Genomic DNA, 20255 nt, shown 5'->3' with positions numbered 1-20255 from the left:
GGTGGATGGCGCCAAGGCTGTGTCGGATATTTCGGTGTGGTTGTCGAACCTCGTGTGGGGGCCACACCTGGGGGATGCGCGTTTCGGGGTATCGATGTGGCACATGAGTCGCTGCAGGATCTGATTATCGATCCGGCTGAACGGAGCCGTACGGCGCTTGCCGGGGCGGTGTCGCGGTTTTCGCAGGCGTGGACGGTGTCGGGGTGTCCTCCGGACCTGTCGGCGTACCTTCCCGAGGCCGATGCCGACCGGCGTGCGGTGTTGGTGGAGTTGATCAAGGTCGATCTCGAGAATCGCTGGGTTCGGCATCATTTTCCCAAGCGGCTCGCCGAGTATTGCGAGCAGTACGCCGAGTTGCGGAGTGGCCCGCCGCCGGCGGATCTGGTCTATGAGGAGTACCATGCCCTGCGTCGCGGCTCGCAGCCTGTTGCGGGGGAGGAGTCGACCGAATCCGGGGGTCCCGGGCCCGCGGCCACCGAGATCGGTCGGGTTCCGGCCCAGCTGGACACGACCGAATATCGCAGCACGATGGTTGCTCGTCCGAGCGCGCAGGTTGCTCTCGGGGCGATCAATCCGGGGGATCGGGTCGGGGATTTCGATCTGTTGACGATGATCGGGGAGGGTGCGTTCGCGCGGGTGTATCTCGCGCGGCAGCGTTCGATGCAGCGGCTGGTCGCGGTGAAGATTTCGCACAATCACGGCACCGAGCCGGAGACCCTGGCCCAGTTGGACCACGAATACATCGTGCGGATCTTCGACCAGCGTCTGATCGCCGATGGCGAGCTCAAGTTGCTCTATATGCAGTATCTGCCGGGTGGCACGCTGCTCGATGTGCTGACTCGGCTGCGGTCGACCCCGGTGCAGGCCCGTAGTGGGCAGGTGTTGCTCGATGCGATCGATGGGGTGCTCAAGGACAAGGGCGAGGTTCGTCCTGCCGAGACGGCGGTGCGGGCGCGGATCGCGGCGATGACGTGGCCGGAGACGGTCGCCTGGCTGGGTCGCCGACTCGCTGATGCGCTCGGGCACGCCGCGGGGCGCGGGGTGCTGCATCGCGACATCAAACCGGCGAACGTGTTGTTGAGTGCGGACGGTATACCCAAGCTCGCCGACTTCAATGTCAGCTTCAGCCAACATATCCGGGGTACGAGTCCGCTGGCGTATTTCGGTGGATCGCTGGCCTACATGTCGCCCGAGCAGCTCGAAGCGTGCCATCCGGAGCTACCGGGGACCGCCGGTGATCTCGACACGCGTAGCGACATCTACGCGCTGGCTGTCATGTTGTGGGCGTTGCTCACCGGGCGTATCCCGTTCGCCGACGAGGACTGCGCGGGTATGTCGGAGACGTCGCTGGGTCGCATGCTCGAACTGCGCCGCCGGCCCATCGATGCGCGGTTCCTGTCCGAGGTTCCCTGCGATTGTCCTGCGGCGCTGCGGCAGGTGCTGCTGACGTGCCTGTCGCCGGAGCGTGAGCACCGTTACGGCAGCGGATCGGAATTGGCTCTGCAGCTGGATCTGTGCCTCGACGCGCGGGCCCGTGACCTCGTCTATCCACCGGAGAACAGTTGGCGGGCACGGCTTTCGCCCCACTACGTCCCGATCCTGTGGCTTATCGCATTGGTCGCCGACGGCCTGGCGGCGGGCTACCTGTACGGGCAAACCGTGCAGTTCGGCAGTGGGCTCTTGTCCGGTCCCATCCGCTCGGAGCTCTTCCGATTGACGAACCTCTTCCACCTGATCGCCTGGCCTCTGGCCGTCGTGAGCTGGTTCTACATATGTCGGCATCTGATCGCGGTGCCACGTGGCCTGCGCAAGGGCAGACGCTACGACGAGGCGACGCTGGCCCGGGTCCGGTCGTTCACCCTGCTCTGGGGCGACCTCGACGCAGGTTTCGGCCTCGTGTTCTGGACGATCGGCGCGGGGGTGTTCGTGGTCCTGCTCGCCACGGTGGTCCGCCTTCCGCCGCGGCTGCTGGTGCATTCGGTGGAGTTCGTGCTGGTGTGTGCCGCCTTCGCGGTTTCCTACACGTTCTTCGTGCAGACGTTCTACATCGTCCGCTGCGTGTACCCGATCTACTTGCGCTATGGCCACACGACTGCTCGCGATGCCGCCCACCTGCACGCGCTGCGCCGCAGAAGCACGGTCTACCTCGGCATCGCCGCATCGGTGCCCCTGGTCGCCGTGGTCACCGGATTGAGCTACCTCGGGCAGGACGAGCGTGCGCGCATCATGGATACGGTGCTGTGGCTGTGCGTGATCACCGGGCTCGCGTTCGTGGCCACGTACTGGCTGTTCCGAAAACTGGAGGCCGACCTGCGGGCCCTCGAACGGGTCGTCGAGAAGCGATCGGGCATCGAGGTCGCATGACAACTCCCGGCGCGGGACGCTAGGAGGCCACTGCGCCGGCCATGCCGCGCTCGATGGCCGCGACGATCTGCGGGCGTAGCGCCGCCGCGGGGATGATCGAGTGCACCGACCCGACCTCGCGGGCGCGCGCGATGGTGTGGATCGCCTCGAACTCGGCGGCGACCTCGCCCAGCTTGTCCGACCGCACCGCGGCCTGCCGGGCGGCCAATTCGACTCGTAGCCGGGCCCTTTCGGCGCCGTCGGCGGCGATCCGCTGCTCGAGCTCGCGCACCTCCGGGTCCGCCGCGGTGCGGTTGTTCACCTCGCGGGAGAACACGACCGCCGCCGCGGGTGCGCCGCCGATCACCGAGGCGAACGAGCCTTCGACCGCGAGCACCTCCATATTGTCGTTGAGTGCGCCGGAGAAGACCACGAACGCCCCGCCGTGGTAGCGCGAGATCACGCAGAACACGATCGGGCCGTCGAAATTGACTATCGCGCGGCCGATTTCGGCGCCGTATTCCAGTTGGATGTTGCGCAGTGATTCGGGCGAGCCGTCGAAACCGGAGAGATTCGCCAGAATCACCACCGGCCGGTTCCCGCTGGCGGCGTTGATCGCGCGGGCCGTCTTCTTCGACGACTGCGGGAAGAGGGTTCCCGAGGTCCAGGTGTCCGGGCCGTCGGCCGGAACCCAGCCCTTGCGCTGGATCGTGCGAGATTCGAAGCCCACCACGGTCACCGGATAGCCGGCCAGATGGGCGTCGAACACCACCGAGGTGTCGGCGCCGGCCATGTCGGCCCACCGCTCCAGCACCGTGTGGTCCTGGTCGACCACCGACCGCATCACCGTGCGGATATCGAACGGCTTCTTGCGCTCCGGGTTCTGCTCGGCGGAGAAGATGTCGCCGACGAGGCTGAAGTCACTGGACCGGTGCACATGCGGGTAGCTGCGCACGTCGCGGTCGACCGGATCGGTGGTGATCGCCCGGCGCGGGAAACGTTCGCCCGGAGCGACATACGCGTGCTCGTAGTGCGCGAACAGGATGTCGCAGGCGGCGGTCAGGTTCGGCGCCCAGTACTGCGCCTCGCCGTTCGGGCCCATCACCCGGTCGTAGCCGCCGATGCCGAAGTTGTCCTCGGCGGAGACACCACCGGAGTAGTCCAGCGACTGCTTGCCGGTGAGCACCATCGCGCTGTCCGGGGTCATCACCAGAATGCCCTTGGTGTGCGCCAGCATGGTCGCCTCGGCGTTCCAATACGGCTGGGCGCCCACATTGATGCCCGCGACGATGATGTTGATCTCGCCGCCGCCCTGGGTGAAGGTGATGATCCGGCGCAGCGCGCGCGACACCCAGTCCATGTTCTCGGTGCCGCTGTCCATCGAGATGGTGGCACCGGAGGACAGCGTGAACCATTCCACCGGCGCGCCAAGGCTTTCCGCGAGATCGATGGCGGCGACCACGCGTGCGCATTCGTCCCCGGCGACGGTTCCCAGCGCCTTGGTCGGGTCGCCGAACAGGGCGATGCGCGTCATGCCCTCGGGATAACGGTCGGTGATCGTGGTTACCTGCCCGACGATCACGCCGGCCGTATTGCGGCCGTACGGGCGGTCCACCGGCACCAGCTTTCCGGAGGAGTCGAGGTCGAGTTCGGTGAAGCTGCCGCGACCGCGGGTCAGCAGCGGAATCAGTTCGTACGGATAGACGGTGCCGCGAGCCCTGGCACGCTGCACCCGCTGGGCGTACTCGTCGAGGGGGCGCAGCGGATCGGTGGGCGGCTCGGTGATCGCGAAACTGATCTCGTCGCTCGACTGATACGAGAAGCGCAGCGCCACATCGCGAATCGTGCCGTCGGGGCCCGTCGAGAGGCGTCCGATGACGGTGATCTCCTCCAGTCCGGCGCTCAGGGTCAGTGGCGCGATGGTGCGCGCGATCACCTCGATGCGGTCGGCCGGGATCTCCATCACCGGCCAGACGAACAGCGCAATCCGGTTGTGGTCCAGCCGCTTCGGCTCACGCTGCGTCTGCGCCCGGCGGATGCCGTCGAGGCACGCCGCGATCTTGCGCTCGATCGCCGGTACGGTCACGATCTCGCCGTTCTCGTCGCGCTGGGCGGAAAAGTCGCGTACCTCGGCGAGTGCGATGAAGCGCTCGTCGGCAGGATTGTGCTTTGCGACAGAGTGATACAGATAGATGCCGGACGGCGCGGGCAGACGGGTGCCGTTGAAGTTCTTCAATCGCCACAGGTTCAGACGCTGCCCGGTGAGCGGATGCATGTCGCGGATGATGAGGTCTTCGGCGAGCCCGGATTCCGTGCGGCGGAAGGTGACGTGCCGGACGTCGGCCGTGTCGCCGTCCAGGACCGCCACCGAGATGCGCCGCCAGGTGCCCGATTGCGGATGCGCTTCCAGTTCGGTGCGCAGCGCCGCCGACAGCTCGTCCCCGTCGGCCGGTGCGTCCTGCCACGAAATGTAGACGTCGACAACCAGATTCGGCACATTCGGCCCCGCCACGTCGGCCACGACGTCGAGCGTGGCCGCCAGGTCGGCATGCTCGGCCACCGTGGAGACCAGGTGCAGCCGCTCCCCGGCGAGCTCGAACGTGCCGGTGACCACGTGCCGGCCCGAGCGGTCGAAGGTCATCACATCGTCGAGGTCGTGGATCCGGTAGTACTGCCGGGTGATCACCTCGAGCAGTGGGTTCGGGTCCGAGATGTATTGCCCCAGTAGGCCGGTCAACGGTTCCGGGGCGTCGACCATGGCCGCGACGCGCCGCGCGTAGAAGGAGGCGCCGGGCCGCCGGGCCAGGTAGGCGAGGCTACCGCGCACCTTGTCGTACACATCCTCGCGGGCCGCGCGGATCAGCGGCTCGTCGAATACCCGGAAGCGCAGGGTGCGTGCCACGTCGCCGATCAGCGGGTAACGCAGCTGCGTGGCCAGGATGAGACGGTCGAGCACCTCCCTGAGCTCGGGCACCTCCGCGGTGCGCTCGTCGGCGTTGGCCAGCCAGCGCTCGAGTTCCCCGGCGATCACCGGTACCTGGTTGTCCATCCGTTGCAGGGCCAGGAACAGGCGATAGACCGCCTCCTCCAATTCGGGCGTGCGGTCGAGCGAGGTCACATCGTAGTGGCGTAACGCACGAGAAAGCCTGGCACGGAAGGGGTCCGGCAATCCCTGCACATCCACGTCGAGCGACTGCAGGAACGAGTGGAAGTGCTCGCGCGGGCTGTGCACGGGGTCGGGCACCTCGCTCTCGCCGATGGTCGGGCGGTTGCGGGCCAGCTCGCAGACATCGGCGAAGGTGGTCAGGATCGCGAGTTCCGCCCGGGTCAGCTCCGGGTCGTCCTCCGACAGCTCGTTGCGCAGCTCGTTGTATTCCTCGAGCAGCGTGCGGGCCCGGGCGGCGCTGACGTCGTAGCCCGTGAGCAAGGCGCTCAGGGCGTCGAGCCGGACGAAGGCCTCGGAGCGGGCGTCGCCGCGGACCTGCTCGAGTGGCGCGAACTCCACGCGGCGGGTCTCGGCGGCGTTCGCGACGGCATCACCGGTATCGATGGTGTCCACGCGCAGCAGTGGCGCACCGGCATCCACCTGTGAGTTCACCACGGCGTTGAGCTCCCGGACCCGGCCCGGACCGGGGGCGCGGACGGCGGTCTCCATCTTCATCGATTCCAGCACCACCAGGGTGGCGCCGGCCTCGACCTCGTCGCCGACGGCGACCGGCACGGCGACCACGACGGCGGGCGCGGGCGCCCGCACGATCCCGGCCTCGTCCTGACTGATCTGGTGGCCGACGCCATCCACCTCGACCAGGTAGCCGGTCGGCCCGGCCACCGAGACGACGTGGTGGCGGCGGTGAGCGATCGCGTAGCGGCTTTCGAAGGCGCTCAGCCGATCGACGACGACCTCCAGGTCACCGGAATCACCGCTCACCTGGTAGCGGCGCGGATCCACCTGGCCGACAACCAGCGTGTAGGGCTGGTTGCGATAGGACAGCTCCACCGTCCGCCCGATAGCGTGCCTGGCCCGTGGGCGGCCGCCGCGTGCGGAGGAGAGGAAGGCGGCGCGCTCGTGCGATTCCTCGGTGTCGTAGGTGTCGATCGCGGCGGCCAGCAGCGCGACATCGGCGACTGCGGTCGGGCCGGCCGCGGTGCCGGCGCCGGTGCGATCCAGCCAGCCGGTGTCGGCCTCGCCGGAGATCAACTCGGGGCGGCTCAGCAGGTCCAGTAGGAACGACTTGGTGGTGGTGCCACCCTCGACGACGACCGTGGTCTCGCGCAGCCCGGTGCGCAGCCGGGCGAGCGCCTCGTCGCGGTTGCGGCCCCACGCGATCACCTTGGCCACCATCGAGTCGTAGTCCGGCGGGATCACGTCGCCTTCGGCGATGCCGGTATCCACCCGCAGGCCCGAGCCCAGCGGGAACCTGAGCAGTTCCAGACGGCCGGGTGCCGGAGCGAAGCCGTTGTCGGCGTCCTCGGCATTGAGCCGGGCCTCGATCGCGTGGCCGAACTCCGTCGGGCAGTCGCCGTCGAGTGCGCCACCAGACGCCACGTGGATCTGCAGCTTGACCAGGTCCAGGCCGGTCGTGGCCTCGGTGATCGGGTGCTCGACCTGGAGGCGGGTGTTCACCTCGAGGAAGGTGAACCGCTGCTGGTCGGGCTGGTAGAGGTATTCGACGGTGGCGGCGCCGCAGTAGCCGGCCGCCTTCACCAGGTCGGCGGACACCTTGCGCAGGTGATCGGCCTCGTCCCTGGTCACCACCGGAGACGAGGATTCCTCGATCACCTTCTGGTTCTTGCGCTGGATGGAACAGTCCCGCACGCCGGGCGCCCACACCGTGCCGTGGCTGTCCGCGATCACCTGGACCTCGATGTGGCGGGCGCCGGTGACCAGGCGCTCCAGAAACACGACGGGGTCGCCGAACGAACGTTCGGCCTCGCGCTGAGTGCGTTCGAGCGCGAGATCGAGTTCGTCCTCGGCGTACACCTTGCGGATGCCGCGGCCGCCGCCGCCCGAGCGGGCCTTGACGATCAGCGGGTAGCCGATGGCGTGCGCGTGCCGGCGTGCGTCGGCGCCGGTCTCGACCGGGCCACCGGACCAGGGGGCGACCGGCACCCCGACCTTCTCGGCCAGCAGTTTGGCCTCGATCTTGTCGCCGAGCAGGCGCATGGCGTGCGAGGACGGACCGATGAAGGTGATGCCGAGCTTGCTGACGAGATCGGCGAACGCCGGGTCCTCGGCCACGAAGCCCCAGCCCACCCAGACCGCGTCGGCCGCGGCCTCGATCAACGCGCGCTCGAGCTCCGCGTAGTCGAGGTAGGGATTGGTGGTGCCGTTGCGCCGCAGGGTGACGGTCTCGTCGGCCTGGCGGACGAACAGCGCACGCCGCTCTTCATGGGTGTGCAGGGCGATGGTGCGGATCCCGTGGTCGTACTCGGCATTGAGCTCGCGGACAGCCCGGATCAGACGCACTGCTGGTTCGCCCCTATTGACTATGGCAATCCGCTGGATCATTTCTGCGTCCATTCTCGTGTCGGCGAATCGCGTCGTCGGCGTTCATTGTTAACACCGCTTCGACGGTGTGCCGCGCAACGGCACCGAGAGTGTCATCAAAAAGTGTCCCACCGTCGGACGTCACCTTAGGTGTCGATTGTCTTCACCCTGGGGACGAGTCGCAGGGCCTCGAGGGTGATGGATACCGACCGGTCTTGACTCGTAGTTTGGTTGTACCCCGAAATGACGGATGTCGGGTTCCATGTTCCTCACGAAAGCTTATGTAGGAGAAGGTCGATGGTATCTCAGCCACATCGTTCGCTGATCGTCGCTCATGTACGTCCGGATGCTATTTCCGAGGTTGGTGAGATTTTCGCGGAGTCTGATTCGTTGACGGATCTGCCGGCGATTGCGGGTGTGACCCGGCGTGAGCTGTGGGCTCTGGATGATCTGTATGTGCACTTGGTGGAGACCGCCGAGCCAGGTGGCGCCGCGATTGGCAGGGCTTCGCGGCATCCGGAATTCGCCCGGGTCAGTGCCCGATTGAGCAGCTTCGTTTCGCCCTATCTGGCGAACTGGCGGTCGCCGGAAGATGCGCGGGCTCGCATGTTCTACAGCTGGACACCGGAATCCGGTCCGAGGCTGGAGATCCCGAACCGATCGGATTCGGGTTTCACTACACGAGGTAAGGGAGAGAAGTAAATGTCGGATGTATTCACGATCGAAACGTTGCGCGGGATCCTGGATGAGCATGTCGGGGTCGATATCGGTCCGGCCGAGTTGAAGAGGGCGGATGCGCTGACTCTGGAGGAGATCGGTGTGGATTCGTTGGCGGTCTTCGAGATTCAGAGTGTTGTGGAGCGTGATTTCGATGTCAGGTTGCCTGCTCAGCTGCTGGGGATGACCGGTGGTGACGTGGTTCGGTATGTCGAGCTTGCGTTCGTTGGGGAGGCTGCGTGATGTCGGGACATACGGAAAATTCGATCGTCATCGATGCGCCGCTCGAGGTGGTGTGGGATTCGACCAATGATGTGCGGGTCTGGCCGGATCTGTTCTCCGAGTATGCCGCGGTCGATGTTCTCGCCGAGGACGGTGACACGGTTCGTTTCCGGCTCACGATGCATCCGGACGAGGCGGGGCAGGTGTGGAGCTGGGTCAGTGAGCGGACCGTTGATCGGGTGAATCGGACCGTGGACGCGCATCGGGTGGAGACCGGGCCGTTCGAGTACATGCGGATCCATTGGAGTTATTCCGAGTTCGGGTCGGGCACTCGGATGACCTGGGTGCAGGACTTCCACATGCGTGAGGGTGCACCGATCGATGATGCGGGGATGACCGATCGCATCAACACCAACAGTGTGATCCAGATGCAGCTCATCAAAGAAAAGGTCGAAAAGCGCCACAACGCCGCGGCCGAGACGATCGCCACGCCGAACATCCGGCCGGGCCGCGTCGATATCGCCGACCTGCCCGCCGACCGCCGTCGCGGCGGTGAGATCAGGACTGTGTTGAGCCCGAAAACCGTTGGCAGCACGTCCGGTTTCACCGGTGTTGCCACGCTCGAGCCGGGTGAGCGTATCGCCGAGCACTATCACCCGTATTCGGAGGAGTTCCTGTATTGCGTGCAGGGCGATCTCACCGTCGACCTCGACGACGAGCAGTGGTCGTTGTCCGCGGGGCAGGGATTGTTCGTGCCGATCGGTGTCCGGCACCGGACTCGTAATACCGGGACCGGGACCGCGAGCATCGTCTTTCACCTCGGACCGCTCGCCCCACGACCCGAACTCGGCCACGTGGACACGGAACAGTCTGAGGCCGGCACCGCGACCACGCAGAGAGCGCGATGACCCGCGTCGCCGTCACGGGGGGTCGGGGTCATCGCTCCGGGCGGGATCGGATGACCCAGGTCGCTGTCGTCGCCGCGCACCGAGACCCCGAATGTGATGAGGAGTTGCGATGAACCGCCGTGCAGTGATCACCGGGATCGGTGTCGTCGCCCCGAGTGGAAACTCGGCGAGCGAACACTGGAAAACCGTTGTGGCAGGCGAGAATCGGATCGCACCGATCACTCATTTCGATGCCTCCGCGTATTCGACCACGCTGGCCGGAGAGGTCCGTGACTTCGTGCCGGAGAAGTACCTGGACCGCCGTCTGATCGTGCAGACCGACCGATGGACGTGGATGTCGCTGGCGGCGACAGCACAGGCCTTGACCGATGCCGAGCTCGATCCGTCCACCGTCGATCCGTACCGGCAGTCGGTGGCCCTGGCTGCCTCGACGGGCGGAAATCATTTCGGCCAGCGGGAGATGCAGCGGCTGTGGTCGGGAACGACGCACACCGTCGGCACCTATCAATCGATCGCCTGGTTCTATGCGGCAAGCGCTGGACAAACCTCGATTCTGCATCAGATGAAGGGTCCGTCGAGCGTGCTCGTCGCCGAAGCGGCGGGCGGCCTGGACAGCCTCGGATACGCCGCGCGCGCGATCGGTCGCGGCGCCGCCGACATCGTCCTGGCCGGCGGCACCGAGGCGCCACTGTGCCCCTACGCGCTCACGGCCTCGCGCCGCAGCGGATGGATGAGTCGGCAGACGGACCCGGCACGCGCATATCTGCCCTTCGACGCCGATGCCGCCGGATATGTCCCCGCCGAAGGCGGCGCCATCTTCGTCGTGGAGGAAGAGCAGCACGCACTACGGCGCGGCGCACCGTACGTGTACGCGGAGATCGCCGGGTATGCGGCCACCCAGGACGGACGTGCCTCCCGCCCCTGGGGCGACACGACAGTCGAGCAGCCGTCGAGGTACCTTGCCGCCGCACTGCAGCGAGCGCTGGACCGGGCGCAGACCTCGCCGGGGCACACGGATGTCGTGTTCGCCGACGCGGTCGGTGTGCCGGCTGCCGACCGGGCCGAAGCCGACGCGATCCGCACCGTCTTCCCTGACGGGGTACCCGTCACCGGTCAGAAAGGACTGTTGGGCAGAGCTTCCCAGGGCAGCTCCGCGCTCGACGTCGCAACCGCTGTGCTGGCCATGCGGGAACGAACTCTGCCCGCGTTCGGGGCGTTGCCCGATCCGGCCCCGGGATGCGAACTCGATTTCGTCGTTGCTCCGCAGCGAGCAGCCGTCGACGTCGCCGCCGTCGCTGCACGCGGATACGACGGCTTCAACAGTGCGCTGGTTCTGCGCCGACCCGAAGGAGTCTCACAGTGAACGACAACGAGAGCACCAGCGGCAGCCGTCTCGGGCGGGGTCGTGTCGTCTTCTTGATCACCGTGCCATTGGAACGGCAAGACAGATTCCTTGCTGCCTACGAGGACATCCGGCACGTTGTCGCCGAGGGCGTTCCCGGGCACATCGCCGACCAGGTCTGCCAATCGGCGACCGATCCCGAGCAGTGGTTGATCACGAGCGAGTGGCAAGACCTCCAGGACTTCTACGACTGGGAAGCCACGCCGGAACACCGCACGCTCGTCGGTCCGATGCGTGAATGTTTCACCGCCGCAAGGTCATTGAAGTTCACCATCGTGGCGACCACGACCGCCGCAGCCCGCGAGACGGCCGAGTAGATCAGGCCGAGTTGCCCCATCACCACCGAAACATCAACCCGACACGGTCGGAGAAGTGATCATCATGCGCATTTCGAAAGTCGTATCGAACAAATCTGAAAAAGACATCTCGGCACCGACTGCCGCACGCATTCGGGCCGGCGCCCAGCACTACACTCGGTCAGGGTTGGCCGTGTATGACCGGACAGTATTAGGGCCGGTGAGCCACTGGATCTGGCGATGTCCACGCACAAGAATGCTGGCGCACTATGACGCCAATATCGCCGGTCGCCATCTCGACATCGGCCCGGGAACGGGATGGTTTCTGGACAACTGCCAACTCCCGCCGAATCCGTCGATTACATTGCTGGATCTGAATGATGTAGTGCTCGAGACCGCCGCGAGACGCATCGAGCGCTATCACCCCACCATCTGTAAGAGCAACGTTTTCGAACCACTGGACCTCGATCCTGCCGCACGATTCGATTCTGTCGGGATGAACTTTCTCTTGCACTGTTTGCCCGGTACGGTCGCGCAGAAATCGGTGGTCTTCGACCACGTGATACCTCATCTCGCGCCCGGTGCCCGGGTATTCGGAAGTACTATTCTGGGCGAAAGCGGCGATCATACCCCATGGTCACGCGCACTGATGCGTTACCTGAATCGAGAAAAAGTATTCGGCAATAGAGAGGACAGCATCGAGGCCTTCTCGCGCGAGTTGAAGGCGCGATTCGCCGAGGTACATATCCAGCAGTCAGGTGTCGTCTGCCTCTTCTCCGCGCGCGATCCGCATCGAGCTTGACGACCGAACTGTTCACCGAAGATAGGCCGAAATATCAGCCCGGTAGTGGCTGGAGAAGAGTGTTGATTATGCGTAATGACAATGATTCCTGGGATATCAAGACGAGTGTGGGTGCGACGGCGTTGTTCGTCGCGGCGGCGCGTGGTCTGGCGGCTCGGGATCCGCAGGCGTTGGCTGTGGATCGGTTCGCGGAGGTGTTCTGTCGTGCCGCGGGTGACGAGTGGGCGGCGTTGTTCGCTGCTGATGCGGAGCAGACGAAGAATCATCCCTTGCGTGCTCCTGGTTTCGGGCCGTTGTTTCAGAATTTCCAGGCGGCGCGGACCCGGTATTTCGATGATTATCTGCGTTCGGCGGCCGATGCGGGTGTGCGTCAGGTGGTGATCGTTGCGGCTGGTTTGGATTCGCGTGCGTATCGGCTGGCGTGGCCGGATGGCACGGTCGTCTATGAACTGGACCGTTCGCAGGTGCTCGATTTCAAGCGTGAGGTGCTTGCCGATGCCGGTGCGCGGGCCACTGCCGAGCGTCACGAGGTTGCGGTCGATCTTCGTGATGACTGGGCGAGTGCGTTGCGTGAGAACGGTTTCGATCCGTCGGTTCCGACGGCGTGGCTCGTGGAGGGTCTGGTCATCTACCTGACTCCGGATGCTCAGAGTCAGTTGTTCGAGACTTTGAACGCGCTTTCGGCTCCTGGTAGTTGGCTGGGTATCGAGGAGATGGCGACGATCGATTCGGGTGTGTATGCGGCGATGACTACTCCGTCGACCGATCCCGACAGTTACGACCAGGGTCGTGGTGCGCAGTGGGCGGGTTTGATCTATAACGAGGGTAAAACCCAAGCGGTGCAATGGTTCCTGCCTCATGGCTGGAGTGGTGCCGCGACCGGTCTGGTCGACTATCTGGCATCTCTCGGGCGTGCGGTGCCTGCGGGGAAGGGTCCGGTGGGGCATTTCGACCCGTCCCTGATGAGCCTCGCCACCATACGGAAATAACCCACGTGGCGATTCGCGATCTATATCGCCAGCCGCAACACATGCCGGGACTCCGTCCTGCCGACGGCCGACACGCAATCGCACCCGGCGAAGCCCCCGACGGCGCCTGCGGCCGCCACCTCGACGACCCGACCGCATGGCAAACCCCGAACGAACCAGCGGGCGTCTAGCCTGTGGAGCCATGACATTCGTCTACAACCTGGTGGTCGTCATCCATCTGCTCTGTATGGCGGCGGTCATCGGCGGTTATGCCCTCGCGCGGCCGAAGGTGTCCGAGTGGATGCTGTGGGGTGCACGGGCGCTTGTCGTCACGGGTCTGGTGATGGTCCTCATGGCCCACTTCATCCATTCGCTGGACAAGCATCTGCTCATGCCCAAGATCGTGGTCAAGCTGGCGCTCGGGGTCGCGGTGGCGGGCCTGGCCGAACTCGGACACTACGCCAAGCGCGACAAGGTGATTTCATGGTCGGCGAATGGAGCCGGCTCGCTGGCGATCGCCAATGTGTGCGTGGCCGTGCTCTGGCACTGAGCTGGTGCGTCGCTATCAGGGCATCCCGCGTCGGTTTGCCCGGACGGTTGCGGCGCCGGCCGGGGGTGGCCCTTCTTTCGCCCATTCTCATACCGAAACATTTCGGGGAGCTACGTCTTGCTGATGTTCGGGGACGGATCCGTTCTCCATTCATGCGTGTACAACGCCATCGATACCGAATTCCGGAACGCGATCTCCCAGCTCGGCCATTGACCAGGCCGGTGCCGTCAACTACTCCACGCGCAGTATCTGCAGACCGGTACGAACAACGCTTGTTTCCAATGGCGACAGGACACGGCTGCGCCATCGGGTGACCACCCACGCGTGCCGCTCGGCTGTCGACGTCCGGCGATATGCCGAAGCTCCGGAATAATCGAATCGTCAGCGGCACAACGAAATTGGTGGGATCGGCTCAGTGTCCCGTGCAACGGCACCGCGAAAGTCGTCAACTGTCGCCTCACTGTCGGGTGCCACCTAGGTGTTGATTGTCCTCACCCCAGGCGGGCGGATAGGCAACCGCACGGTGATAGATACCGACCGGTCTGAACTCGTAGCTTTGTCGTATCCCGGAAAGACAGATATCGGGCTCCAGGTTCCCCACCAAAGCTCATGTAGGAGAAGGTCGATGGTGATTCCACATCGTTCGCTGATCGTTGCTCATGTACGTCCGGACGCTATTTTCCACGTTGGCGAGATATTCGCTGAGTCCGATTCGTCGACGGATCTGCCGGCGATTGCGGGTGTGACCCGGCGTGAACTGTGGGCTCTGGATGATCTGTATGTGCACTTGGTGGAGACCGCCGAGCCAGGTGGCGCCGCGATTGGCAGGGCTTCGCGGCATCCGGAATTCGCCCGGGTGAGTGCCCGGTTGAGCGAGTTCGTTTCGCCCTACCTTGCGAACTGGCTGTCTCCGGAGGATGCCCGCGCTCGCATGTTCTACAGCTGGACACCACAGACCGGTCCGTCGCTGGGTTCCGGTTTCACTACACGAGGTAAGGGAGAGAAGTAAATGTCGGATGTATTCACGATCGAAACGTTGCGCGGGATCCTGGATGAGCATGTCGGGGTCGATATCGGTCCGGCCGAGTTGAAGAGGGCGGATGCGCTGACTCTGGAGGAGATCGGTGTGGATTCGTTGGCGGTCTTCGAGATTCAGAGTGTTGTGGAGCGTGATTTCGATGTCAGGTTGCCTGCTCAGCTGCTGGGGATGACCGGTGGTGACGTGGTTCGGTATGTCGAGCTTGCGTTCGTTGGGGAGGCTGCGTGATGTCGGGACATACGGAAAATTCGATCGTCATCGATGCGCCGCTCGAGGTGGTGTGGGATTCGACCAATGATGTGCGGGTCTGGCCGGATCTGTTCTCCGAGTATGCCGCGGTCGATGTTCTCGCCGAGGACGGTGACACGGTTCGTTTCCGGCTCACGATGCATCCGGACGAGGCGGGGCAGGTGTGGAGCTGGGTCAGTGAGCGGACCGTTGATCGGGTGAATCGGACCGTGGACGCGCATCGGGTGGAGACCGGGCCGTTCGAGTACATGCGGATCCATTGGAGTTATTCCGAGTTCGGGTCGGGCACTCGGATGACCTGGGTGCAGGACTTCCACATGCGTGAGGGTGCACCGATCGATGATGCGGGGATGACCGATCGCATCAACACCAACAGTGTGATCCAGATGCAGCTCATCAAAGAAAAGGTCGAAAAGCGCCACAACGCCGCGGCCGAGACGATCGCCACGCCGAACATCCGGCCGGGCCGCGTCGATATCGCCGACCTGCCCGCCGACCGCCGTCGCGGCGGTGAGATCAGGACTGTGTTGAGCCCGAAAACCGTTGGCAGCACGTCCGGTTTCACCGGTGTTGCCACGCTCGAGCCGGGTGAGCGTATCGCCGAGCACTATCACCCGTATTCGGAGGAGTTCCTGTATTGCGTGCAGGGCGATCTCACCGTCGACCTCGACGACGAGCAGTGGTCGTTGTCCGCGGGGCAGGGATTGTTCGTGCCGATCGGTGTCCGGCACCGGGTGCGTAATACCGGGACCGGGACGGCAAACATCGTCTTCCATCTCGGACCGCTCGCCCCACGACCCGAACTCGGTCACGTGGACACGGAACTATCGGCGGCCGCCTCCGGCACCGCGGAGAGAGCGCGATGACCCGCGTCGCCGTCACGGGGGTCGGCGTCGTCGCTCCGGGCGGGATCGGACGCAGTTCGTTCTGGGACCGTTTGTCGGCCGGGCGAACAGCGACCCGCCGGATCAGTTCCTTCGATCCGACCGGGTTTCGCTCTCAGGTGGCGGCGGAATGCGATTTCGATCCGCAGGCATACGGGTTGTCGCCCAGGCAGGTGCGCCGCTCTGATCGGATGACCCAGTTCGCTCTCGTTGCCGCCCGCGAGGCGTTCGAGGACAGCGGTCTGGAGCTGTCCGACGCCGCGCGTGACATGTTCGGAGTATCGCTCGGGTCGGCGGTCGGAGCGACCATCAGCCTGGAGAACGACTATGTGGTCGCCAGTGACCGTGGCCGGGATTGGCTGGTCGACGAGGGCTCCGTGCAGCCCTACCTGTATCAGGCCCTCGTCCCCAGCAGCATGGCCGCCGAGGTGTCGGCATACTTCGAATTGCACGGTCCGGCAACGGTTGTCTCGACGGGCTGCACGTCCGGGATCGACTCGATCGGTCACGCGCTGCACATGATCGAAGACGGTGACGCCGACTTCGTCCTCGCGGGCGCATCGGACGCACCGATCTCGCCGATCTCCGTCGCGGCGTTCGACGCGATCCGGGCGACCACCGATGACAATGACGATCCCGCGCATGCCTCGCGGCCGTTCGATCTGACCCGGGCCGGTTTCGTGCTGGGGGAGGGCGCGGCGGTGCTGATGTTGGAGAAGCTCGACCACGCGCTGGCTCGGGGCGCCCACATCTACTGCGAGATCGGTGGGTATGCCTCGCGCTGCAACGGCTTCCACATGACCGGACTGCGCCCGGACGGGCTGGAGATGAGTATGGCCATCACGGATGCGATGAACCAATCACGGCTCAACCCCGACGCGCTCGGGTACATCAGTGCTCACGGCTCGGGCACGAAGCAGAACGACCGCCATGAAACAGCGGCCTTCAAGAAGGCGCTGGGTGCCGCCGCGTACGAGGTTCCGATCAGCTCGATCAAGTCGATGATCGGGCACTCGCTCGGCGCGATCGGCTCGATCGAGATGGCGGCCTGCGCGTTGGTGATCGACACCGGGGTGATCCCGCCGACCGCCAACTGGAGTCACCGAGACCCCGAATGCGATCTGGACTACGTCCCGAACATCGCGCGCACCGGCACCGTTGATACGGCTCTGTCGGTCGGGAGTGGGTTCGGCGGTTTCCAGTCCGCGATGGTCTTCACACGACCGGAGGAGTTGCGATGAACCGCCGTGCAGTGATCACCGGGATCGGTAAACACGGGCATCGTCGTACCGATGCGTGAATGTTTCACCGGCACACACTAATTGAATTTCATCATCGTGGCGGCTACGTATGCTGCGGCCCGTGCAGACGGCCGAGTTGCTCTGGCGGAGTTGCCCCATCCCCACCGAAATATCAGCCCGGTAGTGGCTGGAGAAGAGTGTTGATTATGCGTAATGACAATGATTCCTGGGATATCAAGACGAGTGTGGGTGCGACGGCGTTGTTCGTCGCGGCGGCGCGTGGTCTGGCGGCTCGGGATCCGCAGGCGTTGGCTGTGGATCGGTTCGCGGAGGTGTTCTGTCGTGCCGCGGGTGACGAGTGGGCGGCGTTGTTCGCTGCTGATGCGGAGCAGACGAAGAATCATCCCTTGCGTGCTCCTGGTTTCGGGCCGTTGTTTCAGAATTTCCAGGCGGCGCGGACCCGGTATTTCGATGATTATCTGCGTTCGGCGGCCGATGCGGGTGTGCGTCAGGTGGTGATCGTTGCGGCTGGTTTGGATTCGCGTGCGTATCGGCTGGCGTGGCCGGATGGCACGGTCGTCTATGAACTGGACCGTTCGCAGGTGCTCGATTTCAAGCGTGAGGTGCTTGCCGATGCCGGTGCGCGGGCCACTGCCGAGCGTCACGAGGTTGCGGTCGATCTTCGTGATGACTGGGCGAGTGCGTTGCGTGAGAACGGTTTCGATCCGTCGGTTCCGACGGCGTGGCTCGTGGAGGGTCTGGTCATCTACCTGACTCCGGATGCTCAGAGTCAGTTGTTCGAGACTTTGAACGCGCTTTCGGCTCCTGGTAGTTGGCTGGGTATCGAGGAGATGGCGACGATCGATTCGGGTGTGTATGCGGCGATGACTACTCCGTCGACCGATCCCGACAGTTACGACCAGGGTCGTGGTGCGCAGTGGGCGGGTTTGATCTATAACGAGGGTAAAACCCAAGCGGTGCAATGGTTCCTGCCTCATGGCTGGAGTGGTGCCGCGACCGGTCTGGTCGACTATCTGGCATCTCTCGGGCGTGCGGTGCCTGCGGGGAAGGGTCCGGTGGGGCATTTCGACCCGTCCCTGATGAGCCTCGCCACCATACGGAAATAACCCACGTGGCGATGCCGCAAGCCCGACCGGACGGCAGGTGTGCCGCCATACAGTGCGACCGTGACGATGCGGATTCACCCGACCGCGACAACTCCGCACCCAGCACGTCGCCGGACCGCAGACGGTGGATCGCGCTCGCCGTGGTCCTCGTCGCGGGGTTCATCGATCTGCTGGATTCCACCATCGTCAATGTCGCGGTGCCGAGCATCCAACGTGACCTCGGGGCGCAGTATGCGCAGCTCGAATGGATCGTCGCGGGATACGTGCTGGCGTTCGCGGCAGTCCTCATCACCGGCGGCAGGCTCGGCGATATCTACGGCCGCCGCCGGTTGTTCCTGACGGGCGTTGCAGGGTTCACCCTCGCCTCGGCGCTGTGCGGTATCGCCGTCAGCCCCGGCATGCTCATCGTCTCGCGGTTTCTCCAGGGCGGAGCCGCGGGGCTGATGGTGCCGCAGATCCTCGCGATCATCCACGTCACGTTCCCGCGCGACGAGCGCGGCCGGGTGCTGGGCATCTTCGGTGCCGTGGTCGGATCGGCGGCAGTGGTCGGGCCGACCGTCGGTGGTGTGCTCGTCGACTGGAATGTGTTCGACCTCCAGTGGCGGCCGATCTTTCTGGTCAACGTCCCGGTCGGTATCGCGGCCGTCGTGGCGGCCCTGTTCGTGGTGCGCGAATCGAGGTCCGCGACCGCTCCGAAGCTCGACCTCGTCGGCGCCACCCTCGCCACCGCCGCAGTCGCGATGCTGGTCTACCCGCTCACGGAAGGGCGTCGATTCGTTTGGCCTGCCTGGACTTTCGCGATGATGGCGGGAGCGGTCGCGATGCTCGCGGTCCTCGTCGTCCACGAATACCGGCGCGCCCGGACGATCGGTTCACCACTGATCGTGCTCGGATTGTTCCGGCGGCGGTCGTTCTCGATCGGGAGTGTGCTCTGGCTGATCTTCTGGATCGCGCTCGGTGGATTCTTTCTTGTCTGGACGCTCTACATGCAGGTCGGCCTCGGTTGGTCGCCGCTGCGGGCCGGTCTGACCTTCGGCGTGTTCGCTCTCGGCGCTGCCGCGGCGGCAGGCATCTCCGTGGAGGTGCTCGTACCCCGGTACGGGCGGCGAGTGCTGATGGCGGGAGCACTGCTCAATGCGACGGGCTTCGCCGGCTACGTGTGGGCCGCGTGGCACTACGGTCCCGCGATCACCTCGTGGCAAATGATTGCGCCGCTGGTCATTTCGGGACTCGGCTTCGGCCTGGTCGTCTCGCCGACCATCGATTTCGTGCTGGCCGAGGTCCCCGAGGACGATGCCGGTTCGGCGTCCGGTCTGCTGAACACCGCTCAGCAGCTCGGCATCGCACTCGGGGTCGCACTCGCCGGCGTGGTCTTCTTCGCCCAGCTCGACAGTGGTTCCGGCCGCGGCGTCGACGTGGTCGCACCCCAGGTCCGCACCGAATTCACCGCGGCCGGCCTGAACACACAGGCGCAGACGCAGGCCCTCTCCGGCTTCCGGGCATGCGTGCAGGACAGATCGGCCGGCACCAACCCCGCCGAGACCCCTGCGAGCTGCCAGGCTCTCCAGGGTCCGTCCGCCCGGCCTGGAAAGCCCGATCGGGTCACCGAAATCCTCAGCGACGCAGGCAAAAAAGCCAATGCCGAGAACTTCTCCCACACGTTCGGGCTCACGCTGTGGTGGGGCGTAGGAATTCTCGCCGCCGTCTTCGCGGGATTCTTCGCGGTGCCCCGACGCGCCGAACACCACGATCCGGGCGATCTCTGACCATCGAACTTCCTGATCGAATCCGGTCGATCGCGGCAAGTCCGGCTCGAAGATCCACGTGCTGTCCGACCGTGTGGGAATCCTTCTCCGGCTCAACCTGCGTCGAGCGCGAAGGCGTCCACTTCTGCGCCTTCCCCGCCCTGGCCGCCGCACTCACCTGCTACAACAAGAAACTGGCGAAGGCGAAATCAGCCACATGGGAGACCGTCCTATCGGGAGTGCGGCCGCACAACCTCCGCCGACCGAACGCCGC

At 65.1% G+C, this 20255-nt stretch carries 16 protein-coding genes; 15 read left to right on the top strand and 1 reads right to left on the bottom strand.

What is annotated here, in order from left to right:
• Positions 1–96 precede the first annotated feature (96 nt).
• Complete coding sequence (locus tag ACQP1O_RS29005; protein WP_433561608.1) at positions 97–2364, top strand: serine/threonine-protein kinase; 2268 nt, start codon at positions 97–99, stop codon at positions 2362–2364.
• Positions 2365–2383: 19 nt separating this feature from the next.
• Here the strand turns inward: ACQP1O_RS29005 and ACQP1O_RS29000 are convergent, their stop codons facing one another.
• Positions 2384–7852 carry a biotin carboxylase N-terminal domain-containing protein gene (locus ACQP1O_RS29000; protein ID WP_433561607.1) on the bottom strand — a complete coding sequence of 1823 codons (5469 nt, stop codon included), beginning with the start codon at positions 7850–7852 and terminating at the stop codon, positions 2384–2386.
• Positions 7853–8128: 276 nt separating this feature from the next.
• On the opposite strand from ACQP1O_RS29000, the gene ACQP1O_RS28995 reads away from it, so the two are divergent.
• The 14 genes from ACQP1O_RS28995 (at position 8129) to ACQP1O_RS28930 (ending at position 20002) form a co-directional block, all read left to right on the top strand.
• Positions 8129–8533, top strand: a complete 405-nt coding sequence (locus ACQP1O_RS28995; RefSeq protein ID WP_433561606.1) for a TcmI family type II polyketide cyclase — start codon at positions 8129–8131, stop codon at positions 8531–8533.
• Positions 8534–8791 (top strand): acyl carrier protein, encoded by a 258-nt coding sequence (locus ACQP1O_RS28990; protein WP_433561600.1) that lies wholly within the window; start codon positions 8534–8536, stop codon positions 8789–8791.
• Positions 8791–9678, top strand: a complete 888-nt coding sequence (locus tag ACQP1O_RS28985; protein ID WP_433561605.1) for a cupin domain-containing protein — start codon at positions 8791–8793, stop codon at positions 9676–9678. Before ACQP1O_RS28990 ends, ACQP1O_RS28985 begins: the two co-directional genes overlap by 1 nt.
• A 109-nt stretch (positions 9679–9787) precedes the next feature.
• Positions 9788–11041: a beta-ketoacyl synthase N-terminal-like domain-containing protein gene (locus ACQP1O_RS28980; RefSeq protein WP_433561604.1), complete on the top strand. Its 1254-nt coding sequence runs from the start codon at positions 9788–9790 to the stop codon at positions 11039–11041.
• On the top strand, positions 11038–11397 hold the full coding sequence (locus ACQP1O_RS28975; RefSeq protein ID WP_433561603.1) for an antibiotic biosynthesis monooxygenase family protein: 360 nt from the start codon (positions 11038–11040) through the stop codon (positions 11395–11397). The genes ACQP1O_RS28980 and ACQP1O_RS28975 overlap by 4 nt, the downstream gene beginning before the upstream one ends.
• A 64-nt stretch (positions 11398–11461) precedes the next feature.
• Positions 11462–12178, top strand: coding sequence for a class I SAM-dependent methyltransferase (locus ACQP1O_RS28970; protein ID WP_433567830.1), 717 nt, complete (start codon positions 11462–11464; stop codon positions 12176–12178).
• Between the two features lie 68 nt (positions 12179–12246).
• Complete coding sequence (locus ACQP1O_RS28965) at positions 12247–13167, top strand: SAM-dependent methyltransferase (protein WP_433561597.1); 921 nt, start codon at positions 12247–12249, stop codon at positions 13165–13167.
• Positions 13168–13348: 181 nt separating this feature from the next.
• On the top strand, positions 13349–13696 hold the full coding sequence (locus tag ACQP1O_RS28960) for a hypothetical protein (RefSeq protein WP_433561602.1): 348 nt from the start codon (positions 13349–13351) through the stop codon (positions 13694–13696).
• 625 nt (positions 13697–14321) lie between these two features.
• Positions 14322–14705, top strand: coding sequence for a TcmI family type II polyketide cyclase (locus ACQP1O_RS28955; protein ID WP_433561601.1), 384 nt, complete (start codon positions 14322–14324; stop codon positions 14703–14705).
• Positions 14706–14963 (top strand): acyl carrier protein, encoded by a 258-nt coding sequence (locus tag ACQP1O_RS28950; RefSeq protein WP_433561600.1) that lies wholly within the window; start codon positions 14706–14708, stop codon positions 14961–14963.
• Positions 14963–15850: a cupin domain-containing protein gene (locus ACQP1O_RS28945; RefSeq protein WP_433561599.1), complete on the top strand. Its 888-nt coding sequence runs from the start codon at positions 14963–14965 to the stop codon at positions 15848–15850. Before ACQP1O_RS28950 ends, ACQP1O_RS28945 begins: the two co-directional genes overlap by 1 nt.
• Positions 15847–17109 (top strand): beta-ketoacyl-[acyl-carrier-protein] synthase family protein, encoded by a 1263-nt coding sequence (locus ACQP1O_RS28940; protein ID WP_433561598.1) that lies wholly within the window; start codon positions 15847–15849, stop codon positions 17107–17109. Before ACQP1O_RS28945 ends, ACQP1O_RS28940 begins: the two co-directional genes overlap by 4 nt.
• A 206-nt stretch (positions 17110–17315) precedes the next feature.
• Positions 17316–18236 (top strand): SAM-dependent methyltransferase, encoded by a 921-nt coding sequence (locus tag ACQP1O_RS28935; RefSeq protein WP_433561597.1) that lies wholly within the window; start codon positions 17316–17318, stop codon positions 18234–18236.
• 140 nt (positions 18237–18376) lie between these two features.
• The gene (locus ACQP1O_RS28930) at positions 18377–20002 is read left to right on the top strand and encodes an MFS transporter (protein ID WP_433561596.1); all 1626 of its coding nucleotides are present in this window, start codon (positions 18377–18379) and stop codon (positions 20000–20002) included.
• Positions 20003–20255: the final 253 nt, after the last annotated feature.

Origin of the sequence: Nocardia sp. CA-151230, from assembly GCF_050942175.1 — a bacterium.
Taxonomy (GTDB): domain Bacteria; phylum Actinomycetota; class Actinomycetes; order Mycobacteriales; family Mycobacteriaceae; genus Nocardia.
Note: the sequence above shows the minus strand (reverse complement) of the source record. Positions and strands in the feature narration are given on the sequence as shown.